Genomic DNA, 26,843 nt, shown 5'->3' on the forward strand with positions numbered 1-26,843 from the left:
CACGAGCCACTGGAGAAACCATGCCTCCCGTACGCCTTGCCATCGTCGGATGCGGCGCAGCAGCGCGCGGCTGCCATCTGCCCGCCCTGCCCCCGCTCAAGGGTGATGTGCAACTGACCGCGCTGATCGACCACGACCCGCGGCAGGCCGAGGCCGCGCTCGCCCTCTACCGCGAACTCGGCGGCGAGGGCGCCGACCAGGTCGTGCTCGCCACCGACCCGTCCGAGGCCGCGGACGCCTTCGACGCGGCCGTGGTCGTCGTCCCGCACACCCGGCACGCCGAGACGGTGGCTGCGCTGCTCGCCTCCGGCAAGCACGTGCTGCTGGAGAAGCCGATGACCACCTCGGTCGAGGACGCGCGCCGGCTGGCCGAGACCGCCGCCGGCGACCAGCGCACCGTGCTGGCCATGGCGCACCCGCGCCGCCTCTTCCCCGCCTATGCCTGGGTGCACCGCCTCATCAAGGACGGCGACCTGGGCAAGGTGCTCCGGGTCGAGTGGGCCGAGGGCCACCCCTACGCCTGGGAGCCGGTCTCCTGGTCGATGTTCGACCGCCGGCTGGCGGGCGGCGGGGTGCTCACCGACACCGCCTCACACGTCTTCGACACCCTGCTGTGGTGGCTCGGCCCGGACGTGGAGGTCGTCTCCTACGAGGACAACTCACTGGGCGGCGTGGAGACCGACGCCTCCGCGCACCTTCGCTTCGGCACGGTCGACGTGTTCGCCGACTTCAGCCGGCTGCGCGACCTCGGCATCGCCTGCAAGGTGGTCGGCACCGAGGCCACCGTGACCATCGGCACCGACTTCCCCGCCGGTGAGTGCACCCTGGTCACCGCGGGCGGCAAGGAGCTGCACCGCGGCGACGTCGAGGCGGTGGCCCCGGCCCAGGACGAGTGGGAGCTGCTGTTCACCGAGCAGCTGGCGAACTTCGCCGCCGCTTGCCGCGGGACGGCGGCCGCGCACTCCGGCCCCGAGGACGGCGTCCGTGTGGTGGAGCTGATCCAGCGGTGCTACGGCGGAGCGGAGCGCCGGCCCGAGCCGCAGCCGTGGGTCACCCGGCCCACCGGCGCACCGCGCGCCCTGGCCGGCCGCAGCGTGGCCGTCACCGGCGCGAGCGGGTTCATCGGCGGCCGGCTCGTCGAGCAGCTCGCGCTCACCACGGATGCCCACATCCGCCCGGTGGTGCGCGGATTCGGCCGTGCCGCCCGGCTCTCCATACTCCCGCAGGAGCGCATCGAGTTCCGGCGCGGCGACCTGCTGAGCGTGGCGAGCCTGCGCGAGGCATTCGCCGGCTGCGACACCGTGGTGCACTGCGCCTTCGGCAGCGAGGGCGACGAGTCCACCCGCTGGGCCGCCACCGTCGAGGGCACCGCGAACGTGCTGACCGCCGCCCGGGAGGCCGGCGTACGGCGGGTGGTGCACATCAGCACGATCGACGTGTACGACGCCAAGGGCACCGACTCGCTGACCGAGGACTCGGCGGCCCTGGCCGCCGATCCCGCGGACCGGGAGTACGAGCAGCAGAAGCTGGCCGCCGAGCAGGCGGTGCTGGCGGCCGCCGGCACGGACCTGGAGACAGTGGTCCTGCAGCCCGGCGTGGTCTACGGACCGTGGGCCGGCCAGTGGACCACCGCACAGCTCCAGCGCCCGGCCGAGGACTTCGCGGCCCTCCCCACGGGCGACAGCGGCGCGTGCAACGCGGTGTACGTGGACGACCTGGTCGACGCGGCGCTGCTGGCCGTCACGGCCGAGGGAGTCGCCGGGGAGCGCTTCCTCGTCGGCAATGGCGAACCGGTGAGCTGGGGCGCCTTCTTCGACGCGATCCGGGCGCTGCGGCAGCTCGGCGACCCGTCACCGGACGCCGGTACGGGCGCGGTACCGGAGTGGGAGCTGGAGCTGTACCGCTCCGAGGCGCGGGCCCGGTTCGACAAGGCGCGCGAGCGGCTCGGCTTCGAGGCGACGGTGGACTTCACCGAGGGTGTCGCGCTCACCGCCCGGTGGGCGGAATGGGCCGGGCTGCTCCCGACGGCGCGCACCGCGAAGGCCCGGGGATGACCGGCATCACGGATGTCCTGGTGGTCGCGCCCCACCCGGACGACGATGTCATCGGCTGCGGCGGGTCCATCGCCAAGCATGTGCGCGACGGTGCCCGGGTCACCGTGGTGATCGTCATCGGCCGGGAGCGCAGCGCGCTCGACGACGAGGTGAGCGACGCCGGTTTCGCCGCCGAGACCGAGGCCTCCGCCAAGGCTCTCGGGGTGCACCGCGTGGTCCAACTGGAGGAGCCGTCAAGGGACTTCGCGCTCACCCGGCGAGTCCACCTGGACCTCGTCCGGGTTCTGCGCGAGGTCCGCCCGCACGTGGTCTACCTGCCGCACGACAACGACGACGACGTCGAGCACCGGATGGTGCACCAACTGGCCACCGAGGCGCTGTGGATGGCCCAGTCCTCCTTCTTCCAGGAGGCCGGGCCGGAGCCGATGCCGGCGCCGCGGCTGGTGCTCGGGTACGAGGTGTGGGCGCCGATGGCCCGCTTCCAGTACGCCGAGGACATCGGCGGGCAGATCGAGGCGAAGGTCGAGGCGATGCGGGCCTACGTCTCGCAACTGCGGCACGCGGCCTGGGACGAGGGGATCCGGGGACTGGCCCTCTACCGGGGTGCGGTGACCGCGGGCTCGGGGTACGCGGAGGTGTTCCAGGTGATCGGCCTCAACTCCCCGGCGCACGCCGCTGTTTCGGGAACGGGATCGGGCGTCTCGGGGACGGGCTCCGGTGCGGCTGGGGGAGGCGGGTCGTGATCGACCGGGTTCTGGCCTGCGGCCTCGGCAGCGGCATGGACCATTCGCTGGCCGAACTGCGCCGGATGCGGCTGGAGCTGGTGGTGGCCACCGACCGTCCCACCGACCGGGTCCGCGCGGCCGCGGACATCCTGCTGGTGTGCGACCCGCACGACACGGTGGCGGTGCTCGCCGAACTGGGGGCGGCGGGCATCGACCGTCTGGACGGGGTGTTCTCGCTCGGCGCGGACAACCCGCCGGTGATCAGCGCCGTCGCACGGCGCTTCGGCTGCCCCGGGCTGCCCGTGGAGACGGCACTCAACTGCACGCTCAAAGACCGGCGGCTGGCGATCCTGCGCGAGGCGGGGCTGCCGATGCCCCGGCACGCGGTCGCCGAGGGGGTGGACGAAGCCGTGGAGGCGGTCGCCGCGCTCGGGCTGCCGGCCGTGATCAAGCCCTGCGACCAGACCGGCTCACTGGGCGTGATGAAGGTGGAATCGGCCGACCGGGTCAGGGAGATCGCTGCCGAGGCGCTGCGCCTGAGTCCTGGCGGCCGCATCGTCATCGAGGAGTTCCTGGAGGGCACCGAGCACACGCTGGCGGCCTTCCTGGTCGACGGCGAGTTCCATCTGATCGGCCTCGCGGATCGCGAGTACGGGCGCAAGGAGGAGTTCGCCCCGTACTTCTTCGAGGGCGGCGACACCCTGCCCAGCCGGCTCACGCCGGAGCAGGCCGAGGAGGTCACCGAGACGGTACGCCGCGGCGCCGAGGCGCTGCGGCTGGACCCGGCGGTGATCAACACGGACATCCTGCGGACCCGGGACGGCCGGGTGGTGCTCCTTGAGATCACCTGCCGGCTGACCGGCGCCCGGATCGCCACCGAGGTGATGCGGCTGGCCACCGGCGTGGACCCGCTGCCCAATGTGGTCCGGCTCGCGCTGGGCCGCCCGCTGGAGCCGGCCGAGCTGGTGCCGACCCGCCGGGCGGCGGCCGTCCAGCGGTTCCTGCCGGCCGACGGCGGGGTCGTGGAGTGGGTCGGCAACCCCCGGGACGTCGCCCGCCGGGCCGGCGTGCACGACGTCTTCTGGGGGACCCCGCTGCGGCCCGGGACGGTGCTGCCGCCGTACACCGGCGGGTCCGAGGTACTGGCGGGGACGATCACGCACGCCCGCAGCCTGGCCGAGGCCGAGTCGATCGCGCGGCGCACCCTGGCCGCCCTGCCGCTCCGGTTCAAGGACCCGACCACGTGAACACCGATACCGCCGACATGAGGAGGGACCCCTACATGGCCACCGACCTGGTGGACGAGGCCGCGGTCGAGAAGGGCATCGCACGGACGAGTGTGGTCATCGCGCTGCGCGACGATCTGCGGATCGCCGACTGCATTGACTCGATCGACGAGGACGTCGAGATCGTGCTGGCGCTCAACGGCCCCAGCGACGCCGTCAAGAAGCTGATCGCGGAGCATCCGAGGCCGCTGACGGTCACCGAGATCGAGGACGTCGGCAATCTGGGCGCGGCCTACAACGCCGGGGCCGCGGCCACCGGCAACCAGTACCTGCTGCTGATGGACTCCGACTGCACCTTCGCCCCGGGCGTGGTGCGCATGATGGTCCGGGCGGTGCTCACCGAGCCGGTGGTCAAGGGTCAGGTGGTGTACGGGGACTCGGACGGCCTGCTGAGCAAATTGACCGCCCGGGTGCGGGAGTTCGACGAGGGCGACTACGTCAGCGCGCTGTCGCCGCCGCTCATCTACAACCGGGCGATCGCCGACCACATCGGCGGCTACCACTTCGACGAACTGATCCACTGGTGCGAGGACCGGGAGTTCGACTTCCGGCTCCAGTTGGCCGGGATCCCCGTGTTCTACCTCCCGGAGGCACGGATCTTCCACGACGCCCAGCACGGCTTCGCGAACATGCGCAGCTACTTCCGCTACGGCGTCGGCGAGGGCATCGCGCAGGAGACCGGGGTCTTCACCACGCCTGCCGTGCCGGTGGTGTGGCGGCTGTTCGAGGCTTCCCGGACCCTGGTGCAGTGCGCGCGGGCCAAGGGCGTGGGTGCGGCGGCGTACTACGCGCTGCTGAAGGCGGCCTTCCACACAGGTACCGCGCATCATCTGCTCAACGACCCGTACCAGGTGCGGGACCGCTACCCGGTCGCGGCCAAGCGGGCGCGGATGGTGCGCTCGATCCCGCAGCACAGCACCCGGCTTTCGAAGGCCCAGCTGCGGCGGCTGCGCCGCGCGCACTGGGAGGCCGGGCGGAAGATCGAGAAGGTCGCGGACCTTTCGGTCTTCCACCCGGACGCCGCGGGTCCGGGCCGCCCCTCAGCCGTCGATGAGCCGCGGCAGCAGCAGGCGTGAGGGGTGGTCTCCGCCATGGTGGACGGTGTGGTGGGCCACCACCCGCGGGTGCACGTCGAAGCGGGGCGCGTTGCTGCCGGCGATCTCCAGCCGGACGCGGTGGTCCCGGCGGAAGACATGGCCGACGGCGCCGAGCCGGACGGTGACCTCGACGGCCGGCCCGTGGGCGGGCGCCCTGTCCTCTCCCGGCGCGGTGGAGGCGCGTGCGGCCGGCTCGTCCGCGCGCGCCTCCGTCCGCTCGGCGCGGGGCTCCAGCCGCCGGACGCCGTCGCAGAGGATCTCCGCCCGGCCGTCCGGGGCCACGTCCACCAGCTTGGCGGTCACATCGGCACCCGCGGCGTCGGGTGTGACGAACACCGTCAGCTCGATTTCTCCGATCACGGTGAGCGGGTCGGCGAGCCGCGGGGTTGTGAAGCAGCGCACATCGGGGCGCCGTTCCACCTCGCGCTGGTCCAGCGGGCCGCAGTCGCCGCCGACGTACTGCCCGGGCAGGGCGGTGGCTCCGCCGGTGGTGGGGACGGGGTCGGCCGGGTCGTGACGGATCACGTCGCGGCCCGGAGCGCCGGGGGCGGCTTCGGTGAGCGTGCGACCGGCCAGGTGCAGGACGTAGGGCTCGGTGCCGGGGACGGGCCAGTCCGGAAAGCCGCACCACTGGTCGGCGCCGGTGAGGAAGAGCCGCACCGGGGGGCCGTCGGAGGCGGCCGGGTTGGGGCGCAGGTGCCGGTCGAAATGGGCCAGGTGGAGTCCGGTCACGTCCACATGCTGTTCGTCGGCGGCAATTCCGTAACGGCGCTGCGGGAAAATGCCGTCCGTGACGCAATGGGACCAGGGACCGACCACCAGGTGCGCCGTGCCGCCCTCGGCCCGGATCCCGCGGAAATTCTCAAGAGCGCCCGACAGGAAAATGTCGTACCAGCCGGTGATGTTGAGCGTCGGCGCCTTGATCGCGGAATAGGACTCGCGGGGCGCGGACCGCCGCCAATACGCGTCGCCGGTCGCCGTGCCGCGCCATTCAGGGTAATAGGGTGCGAGCCGGTCCAGGAGGCCGGTGGCGCGGGCGGGATCACGGTAGAGCTCGTCGATCCGGTCGACGGCCTCGGCCACCTCGCGTTCCACGGCGGGGTCGAGACCGGCGCCGGTGAGCAGCAGATCGTAGAGCACCCAGTAGAGGATGAAGCCGAGTTGGAAGGCGCCGCCCTGGTATGTCCAGCCCTCGTCGAAGCCGGAGCCGGCCACCTGAGGTGCCACCGCTCCCAGGCCAGGCGGGCTCTCGGCGGCCGCGAGCAGCGCCGCCATGCCTTCGTAGGACCTGCCGAACAGGCCCGCCGACCCGTCGCACCAGGACTGTCCGGCCGCCCAGGCCACGGTGTCCGCGCCGTCCTCGGCCTCGCGCCAGTACGGCTCGAAGCGGCCGCCGGAGCCGAACCGCCCGCGCACGTCCTGCACCAGCAGGGCATATCCGGCACGCACCAGCCGCAGGCCGTCGACGGAGGCCCCGCCGGGATTTCCGGATTTCCCATAGGGAGTTCGCCGGATGAGTACGGGAACGGGTACAGAAGTGTCCGGACGGTAGAGGTCCGCGCTCAATAAGACCCCGTCCCGCACGGGTATTTCCAGGTCGTGTTCAACAATGATACGCACCCGCCAATATTCCAACAGAACAAGGAATTTGACAATGCGCTCCGCCGACATCGCTTTTCTGGAACCCTTCTTCGCGGTCGCCCGCGCCGATCCCGGCCGGCCTGCCGTGGTCGACAACGGACTGGCGGTCGGCTACGGCACGCTGGCCCGCTGGGCGCGGTCCGTCGCCCAGGCCGTCGAGCCCCGCGCGGACGGCCCGCAGCCGCCCGTGGGCATCGTCGTGCACCACTCCGCCCGCGATGTCGCGGCGGTGCTCGGTGTGCTGGCCGCGGGACGGGCGTACGTACCGCTGGAGGCGGAGTATCCGGCGGCGCATCTGACCGCCACCCTGGAGCGGGTGGGCTGCCGGGAGGCGGTGGCCACCGCCGAGGGCGGCTACCAGCCGCCGGTGGAGCGGGTGATCCGGCCGCGCTGGACGACATCAGGTCCGGACCCGGCGCACCACGGCACCGGACCGGCCTGGCTCCCGTCGGCCAGGGCCGAGGATCCGGCGTATGTGCTCTTCACCTCGGGCTCCACGGGGGATCCCAAGGGGGTCGTCGTGCCTCACCGGGCGCTGGCTGCCGTCGTGCCGGAGCTGCGCGCACTGTACGGCATCGACGCGGACTCGGTGGCCCTGCACTTCCACGGGGCGGGCGGCGACACCAGCCTGGAGGAGATCCTGCCGACCCTGACGGCCGGGGCCACCCTGATCATCGACGACGCCGCACGGGAGCGGTTCACTCAGGTGGTCACGGATCAGGACGTCTCGGTCGCGGTGCTGCCGACGGGCTTCTGGAACAGCCTGGTCGGGGACCTGCTGCACCAGGGCGCCCAACTCCCCGACTGCTTACGGACCCTGGTGATCGGCGGCGAGGCGGTCCGCGCGGACATGCTGGAGCGCTGGCATCTCCTGGACACCGGCGGCATCCGGCTGCTGAACACGTACGGCTCCACGGAGACCGCGCTGGTCACGCACGCGATCGCGCTGGCCGGGCCGGGCGCGGCCCCGCCGGCGGCGACCGGCGAGGATCTGCCGATCGGGTTCCCGCTGCCGCATGTGGGGCAACGCGTCGACGAGGCGGGCGAGTTGCACGTGTCCGGGCCGAGCCTGGCGCTCGGCTACCACGACCATCCCGAGGCGACGGCCGCCCGGTTCACGGACAGCGGCGACGGCACCCGCTGGTACCGGACCGGGGACCTGGTGAGCACCGCGCCCGGTGGGGGGCTGGTGTTCCGCGGCCGCTCCGACCACCAGGTGAAGATCCGCGGCCACCGGGTCGACCTGCTGGACGTGGAGGCGCTGATCGGGCGCTGCGAGGGGGTCGCCGCCGTCGCGGCGGCCCGGGTCGAGGGCCGCACGCACACCTCCCTCGCGGCCTTCTTCGTCCCGGCGCCACAGCAGCTGCCGGACGAAGTGGCGGCCCGGATCCGGGGACAGCTGACGCGCACCGCACCAAGCCACATGGTGCCGAGCCGGATCGTCGCGGTCACCGCCCTCGAACAGACCCACACCGGCAAGGTCGACCGGAACGCCACCCGGGACCGCCACCTCGGCACGGGGGTGACGGCACCGTGACCGCGGACCCGACCGCCAATCCGGGGGCCGATCCGGCCGAGTTGGCCGCGTACGCCTCGGAGCTGCTGGGCGTCCGGCTGGACCCGGCCTCCGCCCGCCTGGACGAGTCCGGCTGGGACTTCCAGGTCACGCACATCCTCGACACGCGGGGCGCCCCCTGGATCCTGCGGCGCCCCCGCCGCCCGGAGGCCGTGCGGCAACTGGCCGTGGAAGGCGAGGTGTTGGCAGCCGTACGGGACCGGGTGCCGGTGCCGGTGCCCGACTGGCGGCTGAGCACGCCCTGGCTCGTCGCCTACCCGCGGCTGCCCGGGGAGCCTGCCGGAACGGAGGACCAGAACACCCTGGTCTACGAGTGGGCCATCGACCCGCTGGCGCATCCGGAGAAGTACCTCGTGCCGCTGGCCCAGACCTTGGTCGCCGTGCACGCCACGCCGACCGGGGAGCTGGACCGGCTTGAGGAGACGGCGGCCACGACCCCCGACGGGATGCGCGCGGCGGTGGCGGCCAGGCTGGCCCGGGCCTGCGCCGAACTGCGGCTGCCCCGCGCGCGGATCCGGCGCTGGCAGGCATGGCTGGACGACGACGCCCTGTGGCCCGACCGGCTGGCCCTGGTCCACGGGGACGTCCACCCCGGGCACACCCTCGTCACCCGCCCGGCAGCCGGACCGCCCTGCCTGTCCGGGCTGCTCGACTGGGCCAACGCGGGCCTCGGAGACCCGGCAGCCGACTTCGTCGACCTGCTGTACGCGGGCGGGCCGCCCGTCCTCGACCGGCTGCTGGAGGCGTACCGGGCGGCGGGCGGCGAGGTCCGGCCCACCCTGCGCGCGCACATCCTCGCCCGCGCCTCGTTCCTGTGGGTGCACGTGGCGCTACGCGGCCTGGACACCGGCCGCCCGGCGTGGGTGCACACCGCCATGACCCGGCTCGCCGCATGAAGGCGGCGACCACCGGCCGGACACCCAGCGGTGTCCGGTACGCGGTGCACGGCGTGGGAGCACCGGTGGTGCTGGTCGCGGGCAGCGGCGGATCCGGCGCGATCTGGGAGCACCACCAGGTGCCGGCGCTCACCGCCGCGGGCCACCAAGTGATCACCTTCGACCACCGGATCCCGGCGGCCGGGCCGACCGCCGAGAAACTCGCGGGAGACGTAAGGGAGTTGACGGCCTCGCTCGACCTGCCACCCGTGCCGCTCGTCGGACACTCGCTCGGCGCACTCGCCGTGCAGGAACTGCTGGTCACCGATCCGGCCATGGCCACCCGGGCGGTCCTGGCCGCGACACGTGGCCGACCCGACCCGGTGGGCGAAGCGCTGGCCCGGGCCGAACAGGAGCTGGCCGACACGGAGTTGCGGTTGCCCGCCGCGTACGAGGCATTCGTCAGGCTCACCCAGAACCTCTCCCCCAGGACCCTGGCCGACGAGGACGCGGCCGCGGAATGGCTGGACCTGTTCGAACTGTCCGCGCTCTCGGGCGGCGACGCCGTCCACCGCGCGCGGGCGCTGACCCGCAACCGGCTGGCGGAATACGCGGCGATCACCACTCCACTGCTGGTGGTGGGGTTCGCCGACGATCTGCTGGCGCCCGCCGGGCTGGGCCGGGAGGTCGCCGAGGCGGTTCCCGGCGGCCGCTATCTGGAGCTGCCCGACTGTGGCCATCTCGGCTTCCTGGAGCGGCCCGCCGCCTTCAACCGAGCCGTCCTGGACTTCCTCACCGACACCACCTCTGGAGGCCTCCGTGCCCGCTGACCCCGCCGCTCCCCTCGACCGGGTGCGCGTCGTCCACGTCGACGAGGAACCGCCCGCCTCGTGGTCCGCCGCCGTCTACCTCTGCGGGCCGACGCCCGCTGACGCCGGCCGCCCCTCCTGGCGACCGACCGCCGTTGCCGCTCTGCGCGCCGAGTGGTCGGGCGAGGGCACCCTCGTGGTGTTCGTCCCCGAGCCGTCGGCGGGCGGCGACTACCCGCCGTACGCGGACCAGGTCGCCTGGGAGGAGGAGGCGATGCGGCTCTCCGACGTGATCCTCTTCTGGATCCCCCGTGACATGGCTCGCCTGCCCGGACTCGTCTCGAACATCAAGTGGGGGGCCTGGTGCCGCTCGGGCCGGGCGGTCCTCGGGGCGCCGCCGCGGGCCGAGCGGATGGAGTACCTGCTGCACTTCGCCAAGGCCCTGCAAGTGCCGGTGGAGCGGACCGTCGAAGACACCGTACGGACGTCCCTGGACCGGGTGGGGCCGGGCGCCCTGCGCCTGGCCGGGGAGCGGGCCGTACCGCTGCCGGTATGGCGAACCGAACCGTTCCAGCGGTGGTACGCCGTCCGCACGGCGGCCGGGGAGCGGCTGCTGGACGCGCACGTCGAGTGGTACGGCCCGGCCGCGGGGGCGGCCCCGGCCGACTGGCTGCTGACCGTGACGGTCGCTCCCGCCGACGGGTCGGCCCCCGTCGTCACCCGCCTGCTGGCGGCTCAGGGGCAGGGCATGCTCATGTAGAGGGCCTGCTCACCGGCCGAGGGCGTGCCCTCGTACAGGGCCGTGTCCAGGCCGCAGAAGGCGAAGCCCATCCGCCGGTAGGCGCGGATGGCGGGGGCGTTGATGTTGGTGACCTCCAGCCAGATGTGCCCGGCGCCGCGTTCCTGCGCGAAGCCGACGGCGTGCTCCATCAGGGTGCGGCCGACACCCTGGCCGCGGTGGGTGGGCGAGACCTCGATGTCCTCGATGGTCAGCCGCCGGTTCCACGGGTCGTAGGAGACGGCGGCGAAGCCGACCAGCTCGCCTCCGTCCAGCGCGACCCAGGTCCGGGCGTTCTCGTCTTCCGCGTCGTCCTCATCATCCGAGGACTCCTCCTCGGGGAAGACCTTGTGGATGGGCGGGTCCACCGGAACCTCGCGCATGCCGAACCCGTCCTCGGTGACGGTCACCTGGAACACGGAGTGCGTCGTGAAGGAGCCGTCGAGGGTCTCCATGGCCTTGGCGTCCTCGGGGCGGGCCAACCGGTACACCAGGGGCGCGTCGTCAACAGTCATGACACGACCGTACGACCGGTCTGATCGGCATTGGCGAGTTTCGGCCGAGTGGGGAGCGGAGCGCGCGAGGTCACCACGCCCTTCGGTTCATCAGCCTTCAGGGGCTGTCCCGGGGCCAGTTGGGCCTACAACCCCAGGTCGAGCGCAAGGCACGAGTAGAACACCCAAGAGTCTTCGGCGTTGTACGCGGCGATCCGCCCCCCGCTCCGCGTCGCTTCCGCTTCCTCGGTCATGTCCTCGAAGCGGATGCGCTCGGGCAGCCTGCCGTAGCGTGCGTGCCGCGCGGATTCCGCGCCATCGGTCGCGAGTTCCTCGTTCATGATCGCTCTCCCCTTCGTACGCCTTGGTCGGCGCACCGCTGCAATCGGCGACGATGACAGCCTGCCCCCTCGCCAGTCACCGGTCAAGATGGTTACGCAATCATAGTGAGGCGGTCCGGGGTCACCCCACGGAAGCGACCTCGACCCCGGCGACGAGCGCTTCGGGGCGCCCCTGCCGAGGAGCAGGGCCCCTTGCCCCCCGCTACGCCCGGATGTCGGGCCGAGCCCCCCTATGAGGCATGAAGTGTATTCAAGTCACCTGCTTGACCGGTGACGTCGGTTGTGCGAGAGTCACGTCGCCAAGCCTCAGGCCCGCCCGTCACCGACGCGAGGTCGGCGACGGAACGGGTCACCGCAGGACGACGCACGACGGAGGACTCAGATGATCAACAGGCGCACTTTCAGCAAGGTCATGGGAATGGGCGCCGGGGCGGCGGCCGTGTCCGGCTTTCAGGCCCAGTCCTCCGCCGCGCCCGCCTCACCCCGGCCGGGCCGCGACTCCGCTCCCACCGTGCCCGAGATCGCACCCGGCACCCACACCGGGTTCCCGGAACTGCAACACGTCCGGGCGGGCGTCCTCGACATCGCCTACGCCGAACTCGGGCCGCCGCACGGCCCGGTGGTCCTCTGTCTGCACGGCTGGCCGTACGACATCCACAGCTTCGTGGACGTGGCCCCGCTCCTCGCCGACCTGGGGTACCGCGTCATCGTCCCCTACCTGCGCGGACACGGCGGGACCCGCTTCCTCTCACCCCGTACGCCCCGCACGGCGGAGCAGTCCGCCGTCGCGCTCGACATCATCGCCCTGATGGACGCCCTGAAGATCCACAAGGCGGTCGTCGCGGGCTTCGACTGGGGTTCCCGCACCGCCGACATCATCGCCGCCCTGTGGCCCGAGCGCGTCAAGGCCCTTGTCTCCACAGGCGGTTACCTCATCACCAACGTCAAGGCGCAGCTGGAGCCCGCCGCCCCGGCCACGGAGCACACCTGGTGGTACCAGTGGTACTTCGCCAGCGAGCGCGGCAAGAAGGCCATGGAGAACCCCGAGTCCCGCGTCGCCCTCTGCCGCTATGTCTGGACCCTCGTCTCACCCAACTGGCACTTCGACGACGCCACTTTCGCGCGCACCGCGCAGGCCTTCCACAACGCCGACTACGCCGCGATCGTCCTCTACAACTACCGCTGGCGCATCGGCCTCATCGAGGGTGAACCCCGCTACGACCGCTACGAGCGGCTGCTGGCGGCGCAGCCTCCCATCCACGTGCCCACGCTCACTCTCGACGCCGCCCTCGACCCCTTCACGGCTCCCGGCGACGGTTCCGCCTACCGCCACCACTTCACCGGGCCCTACGAGCACCGCACCATCGCGGACGTCGGCCACAACCTTCCGCAGGAGGCGCCCAGCGCCTTCGCCCAGGCCGTCGTCGACGCCGATCACCTCTGAGCCAGGAGGGGCGCATCACCTGATGGACAGGTGATGCACCCTGGCTCGTCCCCGACCTCTTGGCCGCCCGCCGACCGCACGGGGATCGCTGCCACGACCGGTTCGAGCGTCGGTACGGGCAGTGGCGCCGGGTGCGCATCACCCTGGTCGTCGCGTCACACAGCCGCCCGACCCACGCACCCGTGCAGCGTGAACACGGCTGCTACGCTGCTTGCGATCTGAAACCGTGTGATCGAGGAGTCACAGACGTGGTGGGTGAAGACGACATCTCCGGGTGAGACCCGGATCTGACCGGCCACCGGACGGAGCTCAAGTGCCCTGCCGGAGTGGCCAGTTCGTCATACCCCTCATTCCCCACCCTGCCCAGGGCAGACGTCTGTCCGCCCGCGACTCCTCGAGGTCACCGCCATGCCCGACGCCGCCATCGTCTGCTCCAACCTCTCCTTCGCCTGGCCCGACGACACCCCCGTCTTCACCGACCTGTCCTTCACCGTGGCCGCCGGCCGCACCGGACTCGTCGCCCCCAACGGCTCGGGCAAGAGCACCCTGCTCAGGCTGATCGCCGGTGAACTGAGGCCCGCCACCGGCTCCGTGCAGGTCGACGGGACAGTCGGCTACCTTCCGCAGAGCCTGCCCCTGACCGGCGACCTCACGGTCGGCGAGGTGCTCGGCGTCGCCGATGTGATCCGCGCCCTGGACGCCGTCGAGTCCGGCGACGTGAGCGAGGAGCACTTCACCACGATCGGTGACGACTGGGACATCGAGGAACGCACCCGCGCCCAGCTCGACCGCCTCGGCCTCACCGACCTCGCCCTGGACCGCAGCCTGAGCACGCTCAGCGGCGGACAGGTCGTCTCGCTGGGCCTGGCCGCCCAGCTGCTCCGGCGCCCCGACGTGCTGTTGCTCGACGAGCCGACCAACAACCTCGATCTCCCTGCCCGGCACAGGCTCTACGACGTACTGACGGACTACACCGGCTGCCTGCTCCTGGTCAGCCACGACCGGGCCCTGCTCGACCGCATGGAACGCGTCGCCGAGCTGAACGGCGGCGAACTGCGCCTGTACGGAGGCAACTTCACCGCCTACGAGGAGTCCGTGCGCGCCGAGCAGGAGGTCGCCGAGAAGAACATCCGCAACGCCGAGCAGGAGCTGAAGCGGGAGAAGCGGGAACTGCAGCAGGCCCGGGAGCGAGCCGATCGGCGCGCGAGCAACGCCGCCCGCAACCTCAAGAGCGCCGGTCTGCCCCGTATCTTCGCCGGCAACATGAAGCGCGGCGCGCAGGAGTCCGCGGGCCGGGCCGGGCAGATGCACGCGTCCCGGGTCAGCGAGGCCAAGGCCCGCCTCGACGAGGCCGGGCGGGCCCTGCGCGACGACCAGCGCATCACCCTGGACCTGCCCGAGACCCAGGTGCCCGCCGGCCGCGACCTCTTCCTCGGCGAGGGGATGCAAGTCCGCCTCGGGGGCCGGGCCGTGTTCGCGCCGGGCGGGGTCGGCCTGAGCGTGCGGGGCCCCGAGCGCATCGCGCTCACCGGGCCCAACGGTGCCGGCAAGTCCACCCTGATGCGTCTGGTCACCGGCGAACTCGCCCCGGACAGTGGGGAGATCAGGCGGAGCGACGGCCGCGTCGCCTACCTCTCCCAGCGTCTCGACCTGCTGGACCTGGACCGTACGGTGGCCGAGAACTTCGCCTCGTTCGCCCCGGAGCGCCCCGAGGCGGAACGGATGAATCTGCTCGCCCGCTTCCTCTTCCGCGGCGCCCGGGCACATCTGCCGGTCGGGGTGCTCTCCGGCGGTGAACGGCTGCGCGCCACCCTGGCCTGTGTGCTGTGCGCCGAACCGGCACCGCAGCTGCTCCTGCTCGACGAGCCGACCAACAACCTGGACCTGGTCAGCGTCGGTCAGCTGGAGAGCGCCCTCAACTCCTACCAGGGCGCGTTCATGGTGGTCAGCCACGACGAACGGTTCCTCGCCGAGATCGGGGTGGACCGGTGGCTGGGGCTGACCGACGGAACGCTCACGGAGACCGGAGCCCCACTGGCGTGAGTCGCGGGTGACGGCCGGGGCTCGGGCGCCGGGTCGCGAACAGCCCTCCGGAGTGCGACCCGCCCTGCCCCCGACGCCCGCGCCCCGCCCCCCGAGCCGCCGTGCCCAGGGGGCGGGGGCGATTCTTGCGTTCCGCGCGAGTCACCTGTCAGGATGGTGATGTGAACCTCGACCATGTCTTCGTCTGCGGGCACCCGGCCCTCGACTTCGCGGCCACCCTCCGTGCGCGCCGCTCGACACGGTTCGAGATGTTCGTGACGCCGGAGCGGCTGAACGCCTGGTACCTCAAGTCGGGGCTCGTGGACGCGATCACACCCGCCGACGGGCAGGACGTACGGGAGGCGCAAGCCCTGCGCGAGTCCCTCTACCGGCTGATCACCAACCGGCGTCTCGGTGAGGAGTTCGACCGCGAGGCACTCGCCGTGGTCAACGGCGCCGCGCGCAAGGTACCGGTGACGCCGCAGCTCACCGTCGCGGGGCGGCACAACGAGGCGACCCCGGGGCAGGCTTTGGCCACCGTCGCGCGACAGGCCGTCGAACTGCTCAGCGGCGCGGACGCCCCCCTGCTGAAGGAGTGCGGCAACCCCGAGTGCACGCGGATCTACATCGATCGTTCGCGCGGCATGCGCCGCCAGTGGTGCGGCATGGAGTCCTGCGGCAACAAGATCAAGGCAGCCGCCTACCGCGCCCGGAAGAGGACGGCGGCCCCCGCGTAATCGGCGCCCCGGCCTCCGGGGGCGGACGAGCGATGAGTTTGGTGGCCGGGCGCGGTCTACCTCCTACGAGCCGTCCGTCGTGAACCTCGGAGGAACCATGACCCCCCAGGCACTACCGCCCGTCGTCGACGCCAAGACCTGGCAGCGCGAGCTGGATGAGTTGCGCGCGAAGGAGAAGGCCGTCACCCGGCAGCTCGACGCCGTCGCCGCCGAGCGCCGCAGGCTGCCGATGGTCGAGATGCCGGACTACACGCTCGACGGCGAGGACGGACCGGTCCGGCTGGCCGAGGTCTTCGGCGACAAGACCCAGCTGATCGTCTACAACCACATGTGGTTCCCCGGCGAGAAGTGGCAGTGCCCGGGCTGTACGGGGTACACCTCCCAGTTCACCCGCCTGGAGTTCCTGGCCGCCTACGACGCGCGGTTCGTCATCGTCACCCAGGGACCGATCGACGAGGCACTCGCCTACAAGCGGCGGGTAGGCAACAAGATGACCTGGTACTCCACCGCGAACAGCCCGTTCGGCGCCGATGTCGGCGCGGGACCCGGAGAGGGGTTCGCGGTCAACGTGTTCCTGCGGGACGGTGACACCGTCTACCGCACCTGGCACACCACCGGCCGGGGCACCGAGCAGCTCAGCCACACCTTCCCCCTGATCGACCTGCTGCCCTACGGTCGCCAGGAGGCTTGGCAGGACTCCCCCGAGGGCTGGCCGCAGTCGCCGACCTACAGCCGGTGGACGCGCTCCGAGGACATCGCCGCGCTCTACGGACCGGATGCGAAGCCGGAAGCGCGCGAGAACTGAGTTCCCCGGCAGAAGTGAAGGCGCCCGACGGTGCGGTTTCCCGTCCGGCGCCTTCACCTTTCGCCGACTCCCCCCGGCCGGGGCGGCGGTGCCCGCTCCGACAGGGCCTCGAACAGCCGTCGCCCAGCCTTACGCCCGAACTGGCCCCCGCCTCCGGCCGGATTGTGCCGCCATGGTGACACCGGGGCCCCCGTGTCGTGGCCCGAGCCGACGAGCGGTGACGGCGGCGAGCGAGCTCCGCTCGGCCCGGACGAACCGCGCGGCCTGGGCCTACGAGGATTTGGACACGCCTCGACAGGCCGACCGCGACGGCCACAGCGGGTCCGCACGCCCCTCGGGAGCCGAAGTCGGTCATGACTGGATTCGTTCGGTTCCGCCGCAAACATCGCGCGGGCGCGATCATCGTATCGAGCTAATGTCGCCCACTTCCCTTGGTCCGGGGGGCGAACCGGCCGTTAGTGTCCTTCTGGCTCTGGACGGATTCCGCTTCGTACCCCCCTTCCTCCTCCTGCCGGTGGCGTCCACCCACGCCGACCACCGCACCGACCAAGGAGAGCTCGCCCGATGACTGTTGACTCGAGCCCCGAAGCTCGACTCGAACCACCACGACAATCCAGCCTGAGCACGGCGGCCGCACGCAACCTCGCCACCACGGCCAAGTCCGCCCCGCAGATGCAGGAGATCAGCTCTCGCTGGCTGCTGCGGATGCTCCCCTGGGTGGAGACCAAGGGCGGCGTCTACCGGGTGAACCGCCGCCTCACCTACACCGTCGGCGACGGGAAGGTGGACTTCGTGCAGGACGGTGCCGACGTCCGCGTCATCCCGCGCGAACTCGGTGAACTGGCCCTGCTGCGTGGCTTCGACGACATCGAGGTGCTGACCGCCCTCGCCGACCGGTGCGTCCAGCGCGACTTCCGCGGCGGTGAGACGCTGGTCGAGCGCGGCGCCCCCGCGGACCGGCTGCACCTGATCGCCCACGGCCGCGTCGGGCAGACCACCGTCGGCGCGTACGGTGACGAACTCGCCCTGGACGTGCTCGCCGACGGCGACCGCTTCGGGGAGCAGGCCCTGCTGGACGAGGGCGCCCGCTGGGAGCACACCGTCACCGCCGAGACCTCGGGCACCCTGCTCACCCTGTCCCGGGCCGACTTCGCGGCCGTGGCCGCCCATGCGCCGGGCCTGCGGGACCATGTCGAAACGTTCAGGTCGCTCCCCCGGCAGCGGCAGAACCACCGGGGCGAGGCCGAGATCGCGATGTCGGCCGGCCACAAGGGCGAGCATGCGCTGCCCGGCGCGTTCGTCGACTACGAGCTCAGGCCGCGTGAGTACGAACTCTCCGCCGCGCAGACCATTCTGCGGGTCCACACGAGGGTGGCCGACCTCTACAACGGGCCGATGAACCAGACCAAGGAGCAACTCAGGCTCACCATCGAGGCGTTGCGTGAGCGCCAGGAGCACGAGCTCATCAACAACCGCGAGTTCGGCCTGCTCCACAACGCGGACTTCAAGCAGCGCATCCAGCCGCGCTCCGGCCCGCCGACTCCGGACGACATGGACGAGCTCCTCTGTCGTCGTCGCGGTGCCAAGTTCTACCTGGCGCACCCCAGGACGATCGCGGCGATCGGGCGGGAGTTCAACGCGCGCGGTCTGCACCCTGCCCAGGTCGAGCGCTGCGGCGAGCTGGTCCAGGCGTGGCGCGGGGTCCCGATCCTGCCCTGCGACAAGATTCCCATCACGCCGGAGAAGACCAGCTCGATCCTCATCATGCGGACCGGCGAGGACGACCAGGGCGTCATCGGCCTGCGCCAGACCGGACTGCCGGACGAGTACGAACCGGGCCTTTCGGTGCGCTTCATGGGCATCAACGAGCAGGCGATGACCTCCTACCTAGTCAGCACCTACTACTCCGCCGCCATCCTCGTGCCGGACGCCTGCGGCGTGCTGGAGAACGTGCAGATCGCCCGCCGGCCGCGGTAGTCCACCCGGCCCGAAGCCGCATCGCGTGACGCCCCGCAGCCCCCGGGGTCCCTCGCGCGTGCCCGAAACACCTGGGCCACCTGCCCATCCCACCAAGGAGTCCTGGATGCCCGCCCCTGAGCTGACGCCTCCGCAGTCGAGCCTGCCCGAGGCCGCGTCCCACTTCGGGGCGCATGTCCTCGCCGGTGCCGCGGCCCGCGCCCGCGACATCGCCGCCGCCACCGGCGGCCCGCCGAGTACGGCCACGCTGCCAGCGCCGCCGAGCCCCGAGGCCCCGGCGGTGGATGTGCCGGCCCCTCGTATCGGCCTCGACCGCATCCTGCGGGGGCCCAGTGGGCTGGGCACGGCGGGCCTGCGCCTGGTGCTGAGGGAAGAAGAGCAGCCCACGCCGCCCGCGCCTCCCGAGCCGTCGCCACCGGAAGGCGTACCGATCCCGGGCCTCTACCACCACCCGGTACCCGAGCCCGACCCGGTGCGGGTCGAGGAGGTGAGCCGCAGGATCAAGGCCTGGGCGATGGACGAGGTCTCCCTCTACCCCGAGGACTGGGAGGAACAGTTCGACGGGTTCTCCGTGGGGCGCTACATGGTCGGCTGCCATCCCGACGCGCCCACCATCGACCACCTGATGCTCGCGACCCGGCTGATGGTCGCCGAGAACGCGGTGGACGACTGCTACTGCGAGGACCACGGCGGCTCGCCCGTCGGCCTCGGCGAACGGCTGCTGCTCGCCCACACCGCACTCGATCCCCTGCACACGACGCAGGAGTACCAGCCCCAGTGGGCCGAGTCGCTCCACTCGGACGCCCCGCGGCGCGCGTACCGCTCCGCCATGGAGTACTTCGCCCAGGCGGCGACCGCCTCGCAGACCGACCGCTTCCGGCACGACATGGCCCGGCTGCACATGGGGTATCTCGCCGAAGCCGCCTGGGCCCAGCTGGACCGCGTCCCGGAGGTGTGGGAGTACCTGGCGATGCGCCAGTTCAACAACTTCCGCCCCTGCCCCACCATCACCGACACCGTGGGCGGCTACGAACTGCCCGCGGACCTGCACGCGCAACCCGCCATGCAGAGGGTCATCGCACTCGCGGGCAACGCGACGACCATCGTGAACGACCTCTACTCCTACACCAAGGAACTCGACGCCCCCGGGCGGCACTTGAACCTGCCCGTCGTGATCGCGGAACGGGAGGGCCTCTCCGACCGGGAGGCCTATCTGAAGGCGGTCGAGGTCCACAACGACCTCATGCACGACTTCGAGACCGAAGCGGCCGCTCTGGCCGCCGAGTGTCCCGTCCCCAGTGTGCAGCGTTTCCTGCGCGGCGTGGCCGCATGGGTCGACGGCAACCACCACTGGCACCGCACCAACACCTATCGCTACAGCCTGCCGGACTTCTGGTAGGAAGAATGGAATCATCTGTGACCAGCACCGAACTCACCGCCACCTCCAACGGCGCCTCCCTCTTCATCCCCGGCCCCGCGACGCCCTACCAGGGGGACATCGCGCGCTACTGGGACGGGGAGGCCCGGCCGGTGAACCTGCGTCTCGGCGATGTCGACGGTCTCTACCACCACCACTACGGCATCGGTGCCGTCGACCACGCCGCGCTCGGTGACGCCGATGACAGCGAGAGCGAGAAGAAGCTGATCAGCGAGCTGCACCGGCTGGAGTCGGCGCAGGCCGAGGTCCTCCTGGGGCACCTCGGCGACATCGTGCCGGACGACACCCTGGTGGACGCGGGCTGTGGCCGCGGCGGCTCGATGGTGATGGCGCACCAGCGCTTCGGGTGCAAGGTGGAAGGTGTCACCCTGTCGGCCAAGCAGGCCGACTTCGCCAACCGGCGCGCCACCGAGCTCCGCATCCAGGACCACGTCCGCGCCCGCGTCTGCAACATGCTCTCGATGCCCTTCGACACGGGGCAGGCCGCGGCCTCGTGGAACAACGAGTCGAGCATGTACGTCGACCTGCACGACCTGTTCGCCGAACACTCCCGCATCCTCCGGGTGGGTGGCCGCTACGTGACCATCACCGGCTGCTGGAACCCCCGGTACGGGCAGCCCTCGAAGTGGGTCTCACAGATCAACGCGCACTTCGAGTGCAACATCCACTCGCGTCGCGAGTACCTGCGGGCCATGGCCGACAACCGCCTGGTGCCCCAGGCCGTCATCGACCTCACCCCCGACACCCTGCCCTACTGGGAGTTGCGGGCCACGTCGTCGCTCGTCACGGGCATCGAGGAGGCGTTCATCAACTCCTACCGCGACGGTTCGTTCCAGTACGTCCTCATCGCGGCCGACCGCGTCTGACCACCCGTCCTCGGCCCGTACCTGAAAGCCGCCTCGGCGCCTGGAACCACTCGGGCACGGAGACGGCTTTCAGCCGCCGCAACCAGCTCAACTGCCGTGACTGCTCAACTCGTTTGACGCAACGTCAGGTGACTCACCGTCACCCGCCAGGCCCGTGAGGTCGAGAGCACGCAGCATGGGCGGCAGTTCCCACAGGTCGTCCTCGGACGCGGCGACCAGCGATTCCAGCGCCCCCGGGGTCAGCTCATGGCGTTCCGCTCGGGCCAGGACGGCGTCCCCACCGCAGTCGCCCTGCCCCAGCCCCAGGGACCGCACGACGTCGTCCCGGTCGACGAAGCGGTTCATGCCGCAGTCGAGACCGTCGTCGTCGAGGCTCTCCGGGTACGGGGCGCGCGACCAGGCACCGTTCTCGTACCAGTAGACGCAGCCGAGTTCATACCCGTCGAGCAGACGGCGGAGCTTGGCGTACGGCAGCCAGTCCGGGGCGCCGGCCAGCATGTCGATCGGCGGCTTGTGCCATTTGACGCCGCTCGACTCGTCCTCGCCGTAGAGCACGAACCGGCCCTCGCCCATCCTGGCCAGGGTCCACCACGTACTGCCGCAGTCGTCGAGATGGAGACCGCCCTCGTCGATCCAGCACCCTGTGCGGTGCACCGGCGGTGTCTCCTCGCCCTCCTCCGTCGCCTCAAGGACCGCCAGCAGCCCCCACCGCGCCCAGAGGATCTCCGGCGTCGGCAGGTCGCCGGGCAGGCCCGGACGGTGCATCGTCATTCCATACCCCCGTGGGAAGGTGTCGCCATGTACCCGGCCGAGCCTAGTGGGGCCGTGGCCCTGTCCGGACCGGCGGCGGGGGTATCCAAGGAGGTCCCCCGTACGGCGCAGTCCGGCGCGCCCCGCCGGATCCGAACACCTTGACTGGGGGCGTGGACACCCATAGGAAGCCTGGGGACGCCCCCACGAAGCCTTCTGTCGCCGCGTACCGCAATCTGGTCATGGCCACCGTCGGGTTCACGCTCACGTTCTGGGCGTGGGACCTGATCGCCCCCCTGGCCGGTGACTACAAGGACCGGCTGCATCTCAGTTCGTTCCAGCAGTCCTTGCTCGTGGCGGTCCCGGTGCTCGTCGGGTCGGTCGGCCGGATCCCGGTGGGCGCGCTCACCGACCGGTACGGCGCGAAGCTGATGTTCCCGCTGATGTCCGCGCTCACCATCGTGCCGGTGCTCCTGCTGATCCCGGCGCGCGACAGCTACGGCCTGATGCTCGTCGTCGGCTTCTTCCTGGGCCTGGGCGGCACGACCTTCGCGATCGGCATTCCGCTGGTCAACTCCTGGTTCCCGCCCAGCAAACGGGGCTTCGCGCTCGGCGTGTTCGGGATGGGCATGGGCGGTGTGGCGCTGTCCGGGTACCTCACCCCGAGGATCGCCAAGCACGGTTACCACCTGCCCTTCCTCGTCGTGGCGGTGGCCCTCGCCGGGTACGCGGTGCTGGCCGTGCTGTTGATCACGGACCGGCCCGACCGGCCCGTCCCGACCGCGTCGCTGGGTTCACGGCTGGGGCAGGCGGGCCGCCTGCGGGTGACCTGGGAACTGTCCGCGCTGTACGCGATCGGGTTCGGCGGCATCGTCGCGTTCGGCGTGTACCTGCCCACCTACCTCAAGACCTGGTACCAGCTGTCGCCGACCGACGCGGGCTCCAAGGCGGCGGGCTTCGCCCTGGCCACCGTGGTCTTCCGGCCGATCGGCGGCTGGCTCTCGGACCGCGTCCACCCGGCGCTGGTCACGGCCGGCGCGCTCGGCCTGGTCGCCCTGCTCGCCATCGTGCAGGCCTTCGATCCCACGCTGTATCCCGGCGGCACCATCGCCCTGCTGTGCATGGGCGCCGGTCTGGGCACGGCCAGCGGCAGCGTCTTCGCCCTCGTCTCCCAGGTGACGCCCCAGCCCCAAGTGGGCAGCGTGACCGGCATCGTGGGAGCGATGGGCGGCCTCGGCGGCTTCGTACCGCCGCTGGTCATGGGTGCCATCTACAGCGCGAAGGACTCGTACTCGATCGGGTTCATGCTCCTGTCCGACCTCGCGCTCGCCGGGTGCGTGTACGCGTACACCCGCATGCGGACCAGCCGTCCCGTGGCTGAGGAGCCCCTCAGCGCGGGGACGTCCCCGGCCGCGCGCGGGGATGCCGCGACCGGGCCACGGCCACTGCGCTGAGCCCGGCCAGACCGGCCACGCACAGCCAGGCGAACGTGTCGCCGATGCGGTCGTAGACGGTGGTCACCCCGTGCGTGGGCACCAAGGCGACCATGGTCTGGCGCGGCGTGGTGAAGTAGTCGGCGGTGGCGAGGACACGGCCCTGGTGGTCGTAGGCGGTCGAGACGCCCTGCGCGTCCTGACGCACCAGTGAGTAGCCGCCCTCGATGGCGCGCAGGCTCGCCTTCGCGGTGTGCGCGCCGCCGTACTCCTTCCAGTCGGCCGACGGTACGAGCATGATGTCGGCCCTGGTCCGCATCATGGCGGGGAAGTCGGCGTCGTAGCAGATGACGTTGGCGATCCGGCCGTACGGGGTGTCGGCGACGGGCACCCGGCCGTCGCCGGGGGTGTACTTCTCCGAGCCGGGGATGGGGTGGGCCTTCTGGTAGGTCCACAGCACGTTGCCCCGCGGGTCGATCAGCATCGCTTCGTCCCGGCCGTAGGCGGGCGCCGTGGTGCTGTAGACACGGACCCCGATCTCCAGGTAGACACCCGACCGGCGGGCCTGGTCCCGGGCGGCCGCGAGGGCTTCGGACGCGTGGGACTCCTGGACCCTGAGAGCCTCTTCGGGCCAGACCACGATCTTCGCTCCGGCCGCGGCCTCGCGCTCGGTGGCGGCCAGCAGGTCGTTCTCGACGGCGGTCATCGCGGGCTCCACCGCCGGGGCCGGTGCGGCGGCGATGTCCGCCGGGCCGCCGCTGATGCGCCCGAGCGCGGCCTGGAGGGACGCGGTCACGGCCCGGCTGGGGCTCACGCCGGCGATCCGCACGCTCTCGCCCCCCGCCGGGCTGAGGGCGAGCCGGGCTCCGCCGGCCAGCAGGACGCTCAGCAGGACAGCGCCGTAGACCAGACCGCCGCGCCACGACGGGCGCTCCCAGATCCGGTTGACGGTGCTGGCGAAGTAGGCGATCAGGAAGCCGATCCCCCAGGGGCCCGTGACCGAGACGAGCTGGAGGAGGGGGAGGTCGCCGTACTGGGTGACGGCCAGGCACCCGTACGCCGTGCCGAGCGGGGTCACCGTGGTGATCAGGAACTCGCTTGCCGCGAGGGCGGCGGGGAAGCCGAGGGCCGCCCACGCGGGGCGCAGCCGGGTGACGAGCAGCCGGTCGGCCAGGAACGGCAGGGTCTGCAGGGCGGCGAGACCGATCGCGCCCGCCACAGCGACGGGGTTGAAGCCGAGCGCCGACTCCTGGACCCAGAAGACGGCCGCGATGATGTGGGCCAGCCAGATCCACAGCGTGCCGGTCCACATCCGGCTGAGGCGGGAGAAGCGCAGCAGGAGCACCGGGAAGATCCAGGCGGCCGCCGCGATGTCCCACCGGCCGCCCACCGCGAACAGCATGGTGGCCGTGCCGAGCGCGAGGAACACCCAGCGGGCCGCGGTCCTTGAACTTCCTTGACGGGCAGGGGGGTTGACCGCCGTGTCCACGGCGCCGGGCGGTTGCTCCATCGTGCTGAGGCGCCCGGTGGACCGTGGTGGCGGGGGGATTTTCGTCATGGGAAGGACGCTAGGCGGGTGCCTCGGCGGGGCACGTCCGTCTGCGCGGTGATCCCCCGCCGGGCCGCGCAACTATCGATGCGCGCCCTACGGACGATCCGGCGCGCTGCGCCGTTCGTCTAGCCTGACGACCGAGATGGTGAACGACAGGAAAGCCGGGCCACAAGCCGCGCGGCGATGGATGACCGACCGGCCGCGCCTGACGGATGTCGCGCTGGGCGGTGGCCTCACGCTGTTCGACATGGTCACCGTGGCGGCCCGCACCCCGCAGCCCGGGGCCCTGGGGGTGGCCCTGTGGGGAGCGCAGACGGTTCCGCTGCTGTGGCGGCGGACGCGTCCGCGGGCCGTCCTCACGGCGATGACCTGCCTCTACGTGGCCTTCCAGGTGCTCAGTCCGATTCAGGGCCGCATACCGGGCCCGTTCCTGCTCATGATCGGCGTGTACGCGGTGGCCCGCTACGCGCCGGTCCGCACCAGCGTCGCGGGAACCCTGCTGTGCCTCGGGGCGGTCACCGCGACCGACGCCCTCACCGGGCACTGGGAGCCTGTGCGCCTCGGGTCGCTGGAGCCGATCAGCGCCATGACCTTCGTCTTCTTCTTCGCGCTCGCCTGGCTGCTGGGGTGCGGCAGGCGCAGGATCGGCGCCGACGCGGAACGACTGCGGGACCTCAACCGGAGTCTGCGGGCCGAGCGCGAGCTCAACGCCCGGCAGGCGGTGGTCACCGAGCGCGCCCGCATCGCCCGTGATCTGCACGATGTGGTGGCGCACCACGTGAGCGCCATCGCCGTGCAGGCCCGGGCCGCCGAGGACCTGATGGCGGACGCCCCGGCCGAAACCGGCTCCTCCTCCACCGTGCGGGCGGCGGAGTGCGCCGGGCTCATCGCGCGGACCGCCGACACCGCGCTCATCGAGATGCGGCGCGTCCTGGGACTGCTCTCGTTCCGGGACGGGGAGCCGGCGCCCGAGCCGTCCCTGGACCACCTCGAACCGCTCATCGGCGCCGCGGCGACGGCCGGATGCCGGGTCACCTATGTGTCGGAGGTCGGGGCACGGACCGCGCCGCCCGCCGGGATGCGGATCTCGGCCTACCGGCTCGTCCAGGAGGCGCTGACGAATGTGATCAAGCACGCCGGGCCCGTCGCCGTGCGGGTCACGGTGGGCGGCGACGCATCCCGCCTCACGATCGAGGTGGAGAACGACCCGCCGCCGCCGGGCCACGTCCGCGTTCCCGGGTCGGGGCACGGGCTCATCGGCATGCGCGAGCGCGTGGCGGCCTTCGACGGTGAGCTGGCGGCCGGGCCGCGCGAGGACGGCGGCTGGCGGCTGCGGGCCGTCCTCCACGCGCGGGCCCCTCGACCGGTGGAGGCAGGCGCGTGAGCGTTCGGGTGCTGGTCGTCGACGACCAGGAGATGGTGCGCACCGGGCTCCGCCTGGTCATCGACCGCCGTGCGGATCTGTCGGTCGTCGGGGAGGCCGCCGAAGGGGAGCAGGCCGTGGCCCGCGCCGTCGAACTCCGGCCGGACGTCGTGCTCATGGACGTCCGCATGCCCGGCGTGACCGGGGTGGAGGCCACCCGGCGCATCACCCACTGCTGGCCCGGGCCGGGCCCCGCGCCGCGGGTCCTCGTGCTCACCACGTTCGACCTGGACGAGTACGTCCATGCCGCGCTGCGGGCCGGGGCCGTGGGCTTCCTCCTGAAGAACAGCCCGCCCGACCAGCTCGCCCAGGCCATCCGCGCGACGGCCGCGGGTGAGGCGGTGCTCGCTCCGAGCGTGACGCGCCGCCTCATCGACACGGTCACCGCACTGCCGCCCGCGCTGCTGCCCCACGCGCCGGCCCCCGCCCTGCGCGAGGGCGAGCTCGCGCGGGTGCTGACGGAGCGCGAACTCCACGTACTCGTGCTGGTCGCGCGGGGGCTGTCCAACGGGCAGATCGCCACGGCCCTCGGCCTCACCGAGGGGAACGTGAAGAGTCGCGTCAACCGCGTCCTTACCCGCCTCGGCCTGGAGAACCGGGTGCAGGCGGCGCTGCTCGCCCACCAGGAAGGGCTGGCCGCGACCGTGCGGATGCCGCGCCTGACCGATGCCGAGCAACACGGGCCCGGCCCGTCCTGACGGAGCGCGGGCCCCTCTCGCG

At 72.0% G+C, this 26,843-nt stretch carries 23 protein-coding genes; 18 read left to right on the top strand and 5 right to left on the bottom strand.

The window, feature by feature from the left end:
- Positions 1-20 precede the first annotated feature (20 nt).
- The 4 genes from DT019_RS01035 to DT019_RS01050 are packed head-to-tail and all read left to right on the top strand — an operon-like array spanning position 21 to position 5,141.
- The gene (locus tag DT019_RS01035) at positions 21-2,054 is read left to right on the top strand and encodes an NAD-dependent epimerase/dehydratase family protein (protein WP_114034622.1); all 2,034 of its coding nucleotides are present in this window, start codon (positions 21-23) and stop codon (positions 2,052-2,054) included.
- Positions 2,051-2,797, top strand: coding sequence for a PIG-L deacetylase family protein (locus DT019_RS01040; RefSeq protein ID WP_114035264.1), 747 nt, complete (start codon positions 2,051-2,053; stop codon positions 2,795-2,797). Before DT019_RS01035 ends, DT019_RS01040 begins: the two co-directional genes overlap by 4 nt.
- Positions 2,794-4,026 carry an acetyl-CoA carboxylase biotin carboxylase subunit family protein gene (locus DT019_RS01045; RefSeq protein WP_114034623.1) on the top strand — a complete coding sequence of 411 codons (1,233 nt, stop codon included), beginning with the start codon at positions 2,794-2,796 and terminating at the stop codon, positions 4,024-4,026. Before DT019_RS01040 ends, DT019_RS01045 begins: the two co-directional genes overlap by 4 nt.
- Positions 4,023-5,141, top strand: a complete 1,119-nt coding sequence (locus DT019_RS01050; RefSeq protein WP_223279240.1) for a glycosyltransferase — start codon at positions 4,023-4,025, stop codon at positions 5,139-5,141. The genes DT019_RS01045 and DT019_RS01050 overlap by 4 nt, the downstream gene beginning before the upstream one ends.
- Here DT019_RS01050 and DT019_RS01055 read toward each other — a convergent pair.
- On the bottom strand, positions 5,106-6,833 hold the full coding sequence (locus DT019_RS01055) for a CocE/NonD family hydrolase (protein WP_114034624.1): 1,728 nt from the start codon (positions 6,831-6,833) through the stop codon (positions 5,106-5,108). The genes DT019_RS01050 and DT019_RS01055 overlap by 36 nt on opposite strands.
- On the opposite strand from DT019_RS01055, the gene DT019_RS01060 reads away from it, so the two are divergent.
- Genes DT019_RS01060 through DT019_RS01075 form a run of 4 tightly spaced genes read left to right on the top strand, consistent with a single transcriptional unit; the run spans position 6,817 to position 10,823 of the window.
- Complete coding sequence (locus tag DT019_RS01060; protein ID WP_114034625.1) at positions 6,817-8,340, top strand: AMP-binding protein; 1,524 nt, start codon at positions 6,817-6,819, stop codon at positions 8,338-8,340. The two genes, DT019_RS01055 and DT019_RS01060, sit on opposite strands and share 17 nt — an antisense overlap.
- Positions 8,337-9,275, top strand: coding sequence for a macrolide 2'-phosphotransferase (locus DT019_RS01065; RefSeq protein WP_223279241.1), 939 nt, complete (start codon positions 8,337-8,339; stop codon positions 9,273-9,275). The genes DT019_RS01060 and DT019_RS01065 overlap by 4 nt, the downstream gene beginning before the upstream one ends.
- Positions 9,272-10,084 (top strand): alpha/beta fold hydrolase, encoded by an 813-nt coding sequence (locus tag DT019_RS01070; RefSeq protein WP_114034626.1) that lies wholly within the window; start codon positions 9,272-9,274, stop codon positions 10,082-10,084. Before DT019_RS01065 ends, DT019_RS01070 begins: the two co-directional genes overlap by 4 nt.
- Entirely contained in the window at positions 10,074-10,823 is a 750-nt protein-coding gene (locus DT019_RS01075) for a nucleoside 2-deoxyribosyltransferase domain-containing protein (RefSeq protein ID WP_114034627.1), read from the top strand. The genes DT019_RS01070 and DT019_RS01075 overlap by 11 nt, the downstream gene beginning before the upstream one ends.
- On the opposite strand, the gene DT019_RS01080 is transcribed toward DT019_RS01075, so the two are convergent.
- Entirely contained in the window at positions 10,799-11,356 is a 558-nt protein-coding gene (locus tag DT019_RS01080; protein ID WP_114034628.1) for a GNAT family N-acetyltransferase, read from the bottom strand. The two genes, DT019_RS01075 and DT019_RS01080, sit on opposite strands and share 25 nt — an antisense overlap.
- Positions 11,357-11,481: 125 nt before the next feature.
- Positions 11,482-11,676, bottom strand: coding sequence for a hypothetical protein (locus tag DT019_RS01085; RefSeq protein WP_114034629.1), 195 nt, complete (start codon positions 11,674-11,676; stop codon positions 11,482-11,484).
- A 382-nt stretch (positions 11,677-12,058) separates the two neighbouring features.
- Between DT019_RS01085 and DT019_RS01090 the strand changes: the two genes are divergently transcribed.
- From DT019_RS01090 to DT019_RS01120, 7 genes are all read left to right on the top strand, one after another.
- Positions 12,059-13,120: an alpha/beta fold hydrolase gene (locus tag DT019_RS01090; protein ID WP_114034630.1), complete on the top strand. Its 1,062-nt coding sequence runs from the start codon at positions 12,059-12,061 to the stop codon at positions 13,118-13,120.
- A gap of 408 nt (positions 13,121-13,528) precedes the next feature.
- Entirely contained in the window at positions 13,529-15,163 is a 1,635-nt protein-coding gene (gene abc-f, locus DT019_RS01095; protein WP_114034631.1) for a ribosomal protection-like ABC-F family protein, read from the top strand.
- 161 nt (positions 15,164-15,324) lie between these two features.
- Positions 15,325-15,879, top strand: a complete 555-nt coding sequence (locus DT019_RS01100; RefSeq protein ID WP_114034632.1) for a CGNR zinc finger domain-containing protein — start codon at positions 15,325-15,327, stop codon at positions 15,877-15,879.
- A gap of 97 nt (positions 15,880-15,976) precedes the next feature.
- Positions 15,977-16,684 carry a DUF899 domain-containing protein gene (locus DT019_RS01105; protein WP_114034633.1) on the top strand — a complete coding sequence of 236 codons (708 nt, stop codon included), beginning with the start codon at positions 15,977-15,979 and terminating at the stop codon, positions 16,682-16,684.
- Positions 16,685-17,248: 564 nt separating this feature from the next.
- On the top strand, positions 17,249-18,661 hold the full coding sequence (locus DT019_RS01110) for a family 2B encapsulin nanocompartment shell protein (protein WP_114034634.1): 1,413 nt from the start codon (positions 17,249-17,251) through the stop codon (positions 18,659-18,661).
- A 106-nt stretch (positions 18,662-18,767) separates the two neighbouring features.
- Positions 18,768-20,060, top strand: coding sequence for a family 2 encapsulin nanocompartment cargo protein terpene cyclase (locus DT019_RS01115; RefSeq protein ID WP_114034635.1), 1,293 nt, complete (start codon positions 18,768-18,770; stop codon positions 20,058-20,060).
- 17 nt (positions 20,061-20,077) lie between these two features.
- Positions 20,078-20,965, top strand: coding sequence for a geranyl diphosphate 2-C-methyltransferase (locus DT019_RS01120; RefSeq protein WP_114034636.1), 888 nt, complete (start codon positions 20,078-20,080; stop codon positions 20,963-20,965).
- A gap of 87 nt (positions 20,966-21,052) precedes the next feature.
- Here the strand turns inward: DT019_RS01120 and DT019_RS01125 are convergent, their stop codons facing one another.
- Entirely contained in the window at positions 21,053-21,736 is a 684-nt protein-coding gene (locus tag DT019_RS01125; RefSeq protein WP_114034637.1) for a hypothetical protein, read from the bottom strand.
- 221 nt (positions 21,737-21,957) lie between these two features.
- On the opposite strand from DT019_RS01125, the gene DT019_RS01130 reads away from it, so the two are divergent.
- Positions 21,958-23,169 carry a nitrate/nitrite transporter gene (locus DT019_RS01130; RefSeq protein WP_114034638.1) on the top strand — a complete coding sequence of 404 codons (1,212 nt, stop codon included), beginning with the start codon at positions 21,958-21,960 and terminating at the stop codon, positions 23,167-23,169.
- On the opposite strand, the gene DT019_RS01135 is transcribed toward DT019_RS01130, so the two are convergent.
- Positions 23,105-24,706, bottom strand: coding sequence for a nitrilase-related carbon-nitrogen hydrolase (locus DT019_RS01135; RefSeq protein ID WP_223279242.1), 1,602 nt, complete (start codon positions 24,704-24,706; stop codon positions 23,105-23,107). The two genes, DT019_RS01130 and DT019_RS01135, sit on opposite strands and share 65 nt — an antisense overlap.
- 181 nt (positions 24,707-24,887) lie before the next feature.
- Here DT019_RS01135 and DT019_RS01140 point away from each other — a divergent pair, with 181 nt between their 5' ends.
- A complete protein-coding gene (locus DT019_RS01140; protein ID WP_223279243.1) occupies positions 24,888-26,084 on the top strand; it encodes a sensor histidine kinase in 1,197 nt (398 codons plus the stop codon).
- On the top strand, positions 26,081-26,821 hold the full coding sequence (locus DT019_RS01145; protein WP_114034641.1) for a response regulator: 741 nt from the start codon (positions 26,081-26,083) through the stop codon (positions 26,819-26,821). The genes DT019_RS01140 and DT019_RS01145 overlap by 4 nt, the downstream gene beginning before the upstream one ends.
- Positions 26,822-26,843 lie beyond the last annotated feature (22 nt).

The organism is Streptomyces sp. SDr-06 (genome assembly GCF_003324565.1).
Lineage (GTDB): Bacteria > Actinomycetota > Actinomycetes > Streptomycetales > Streptomycetaceae > Streptomyces.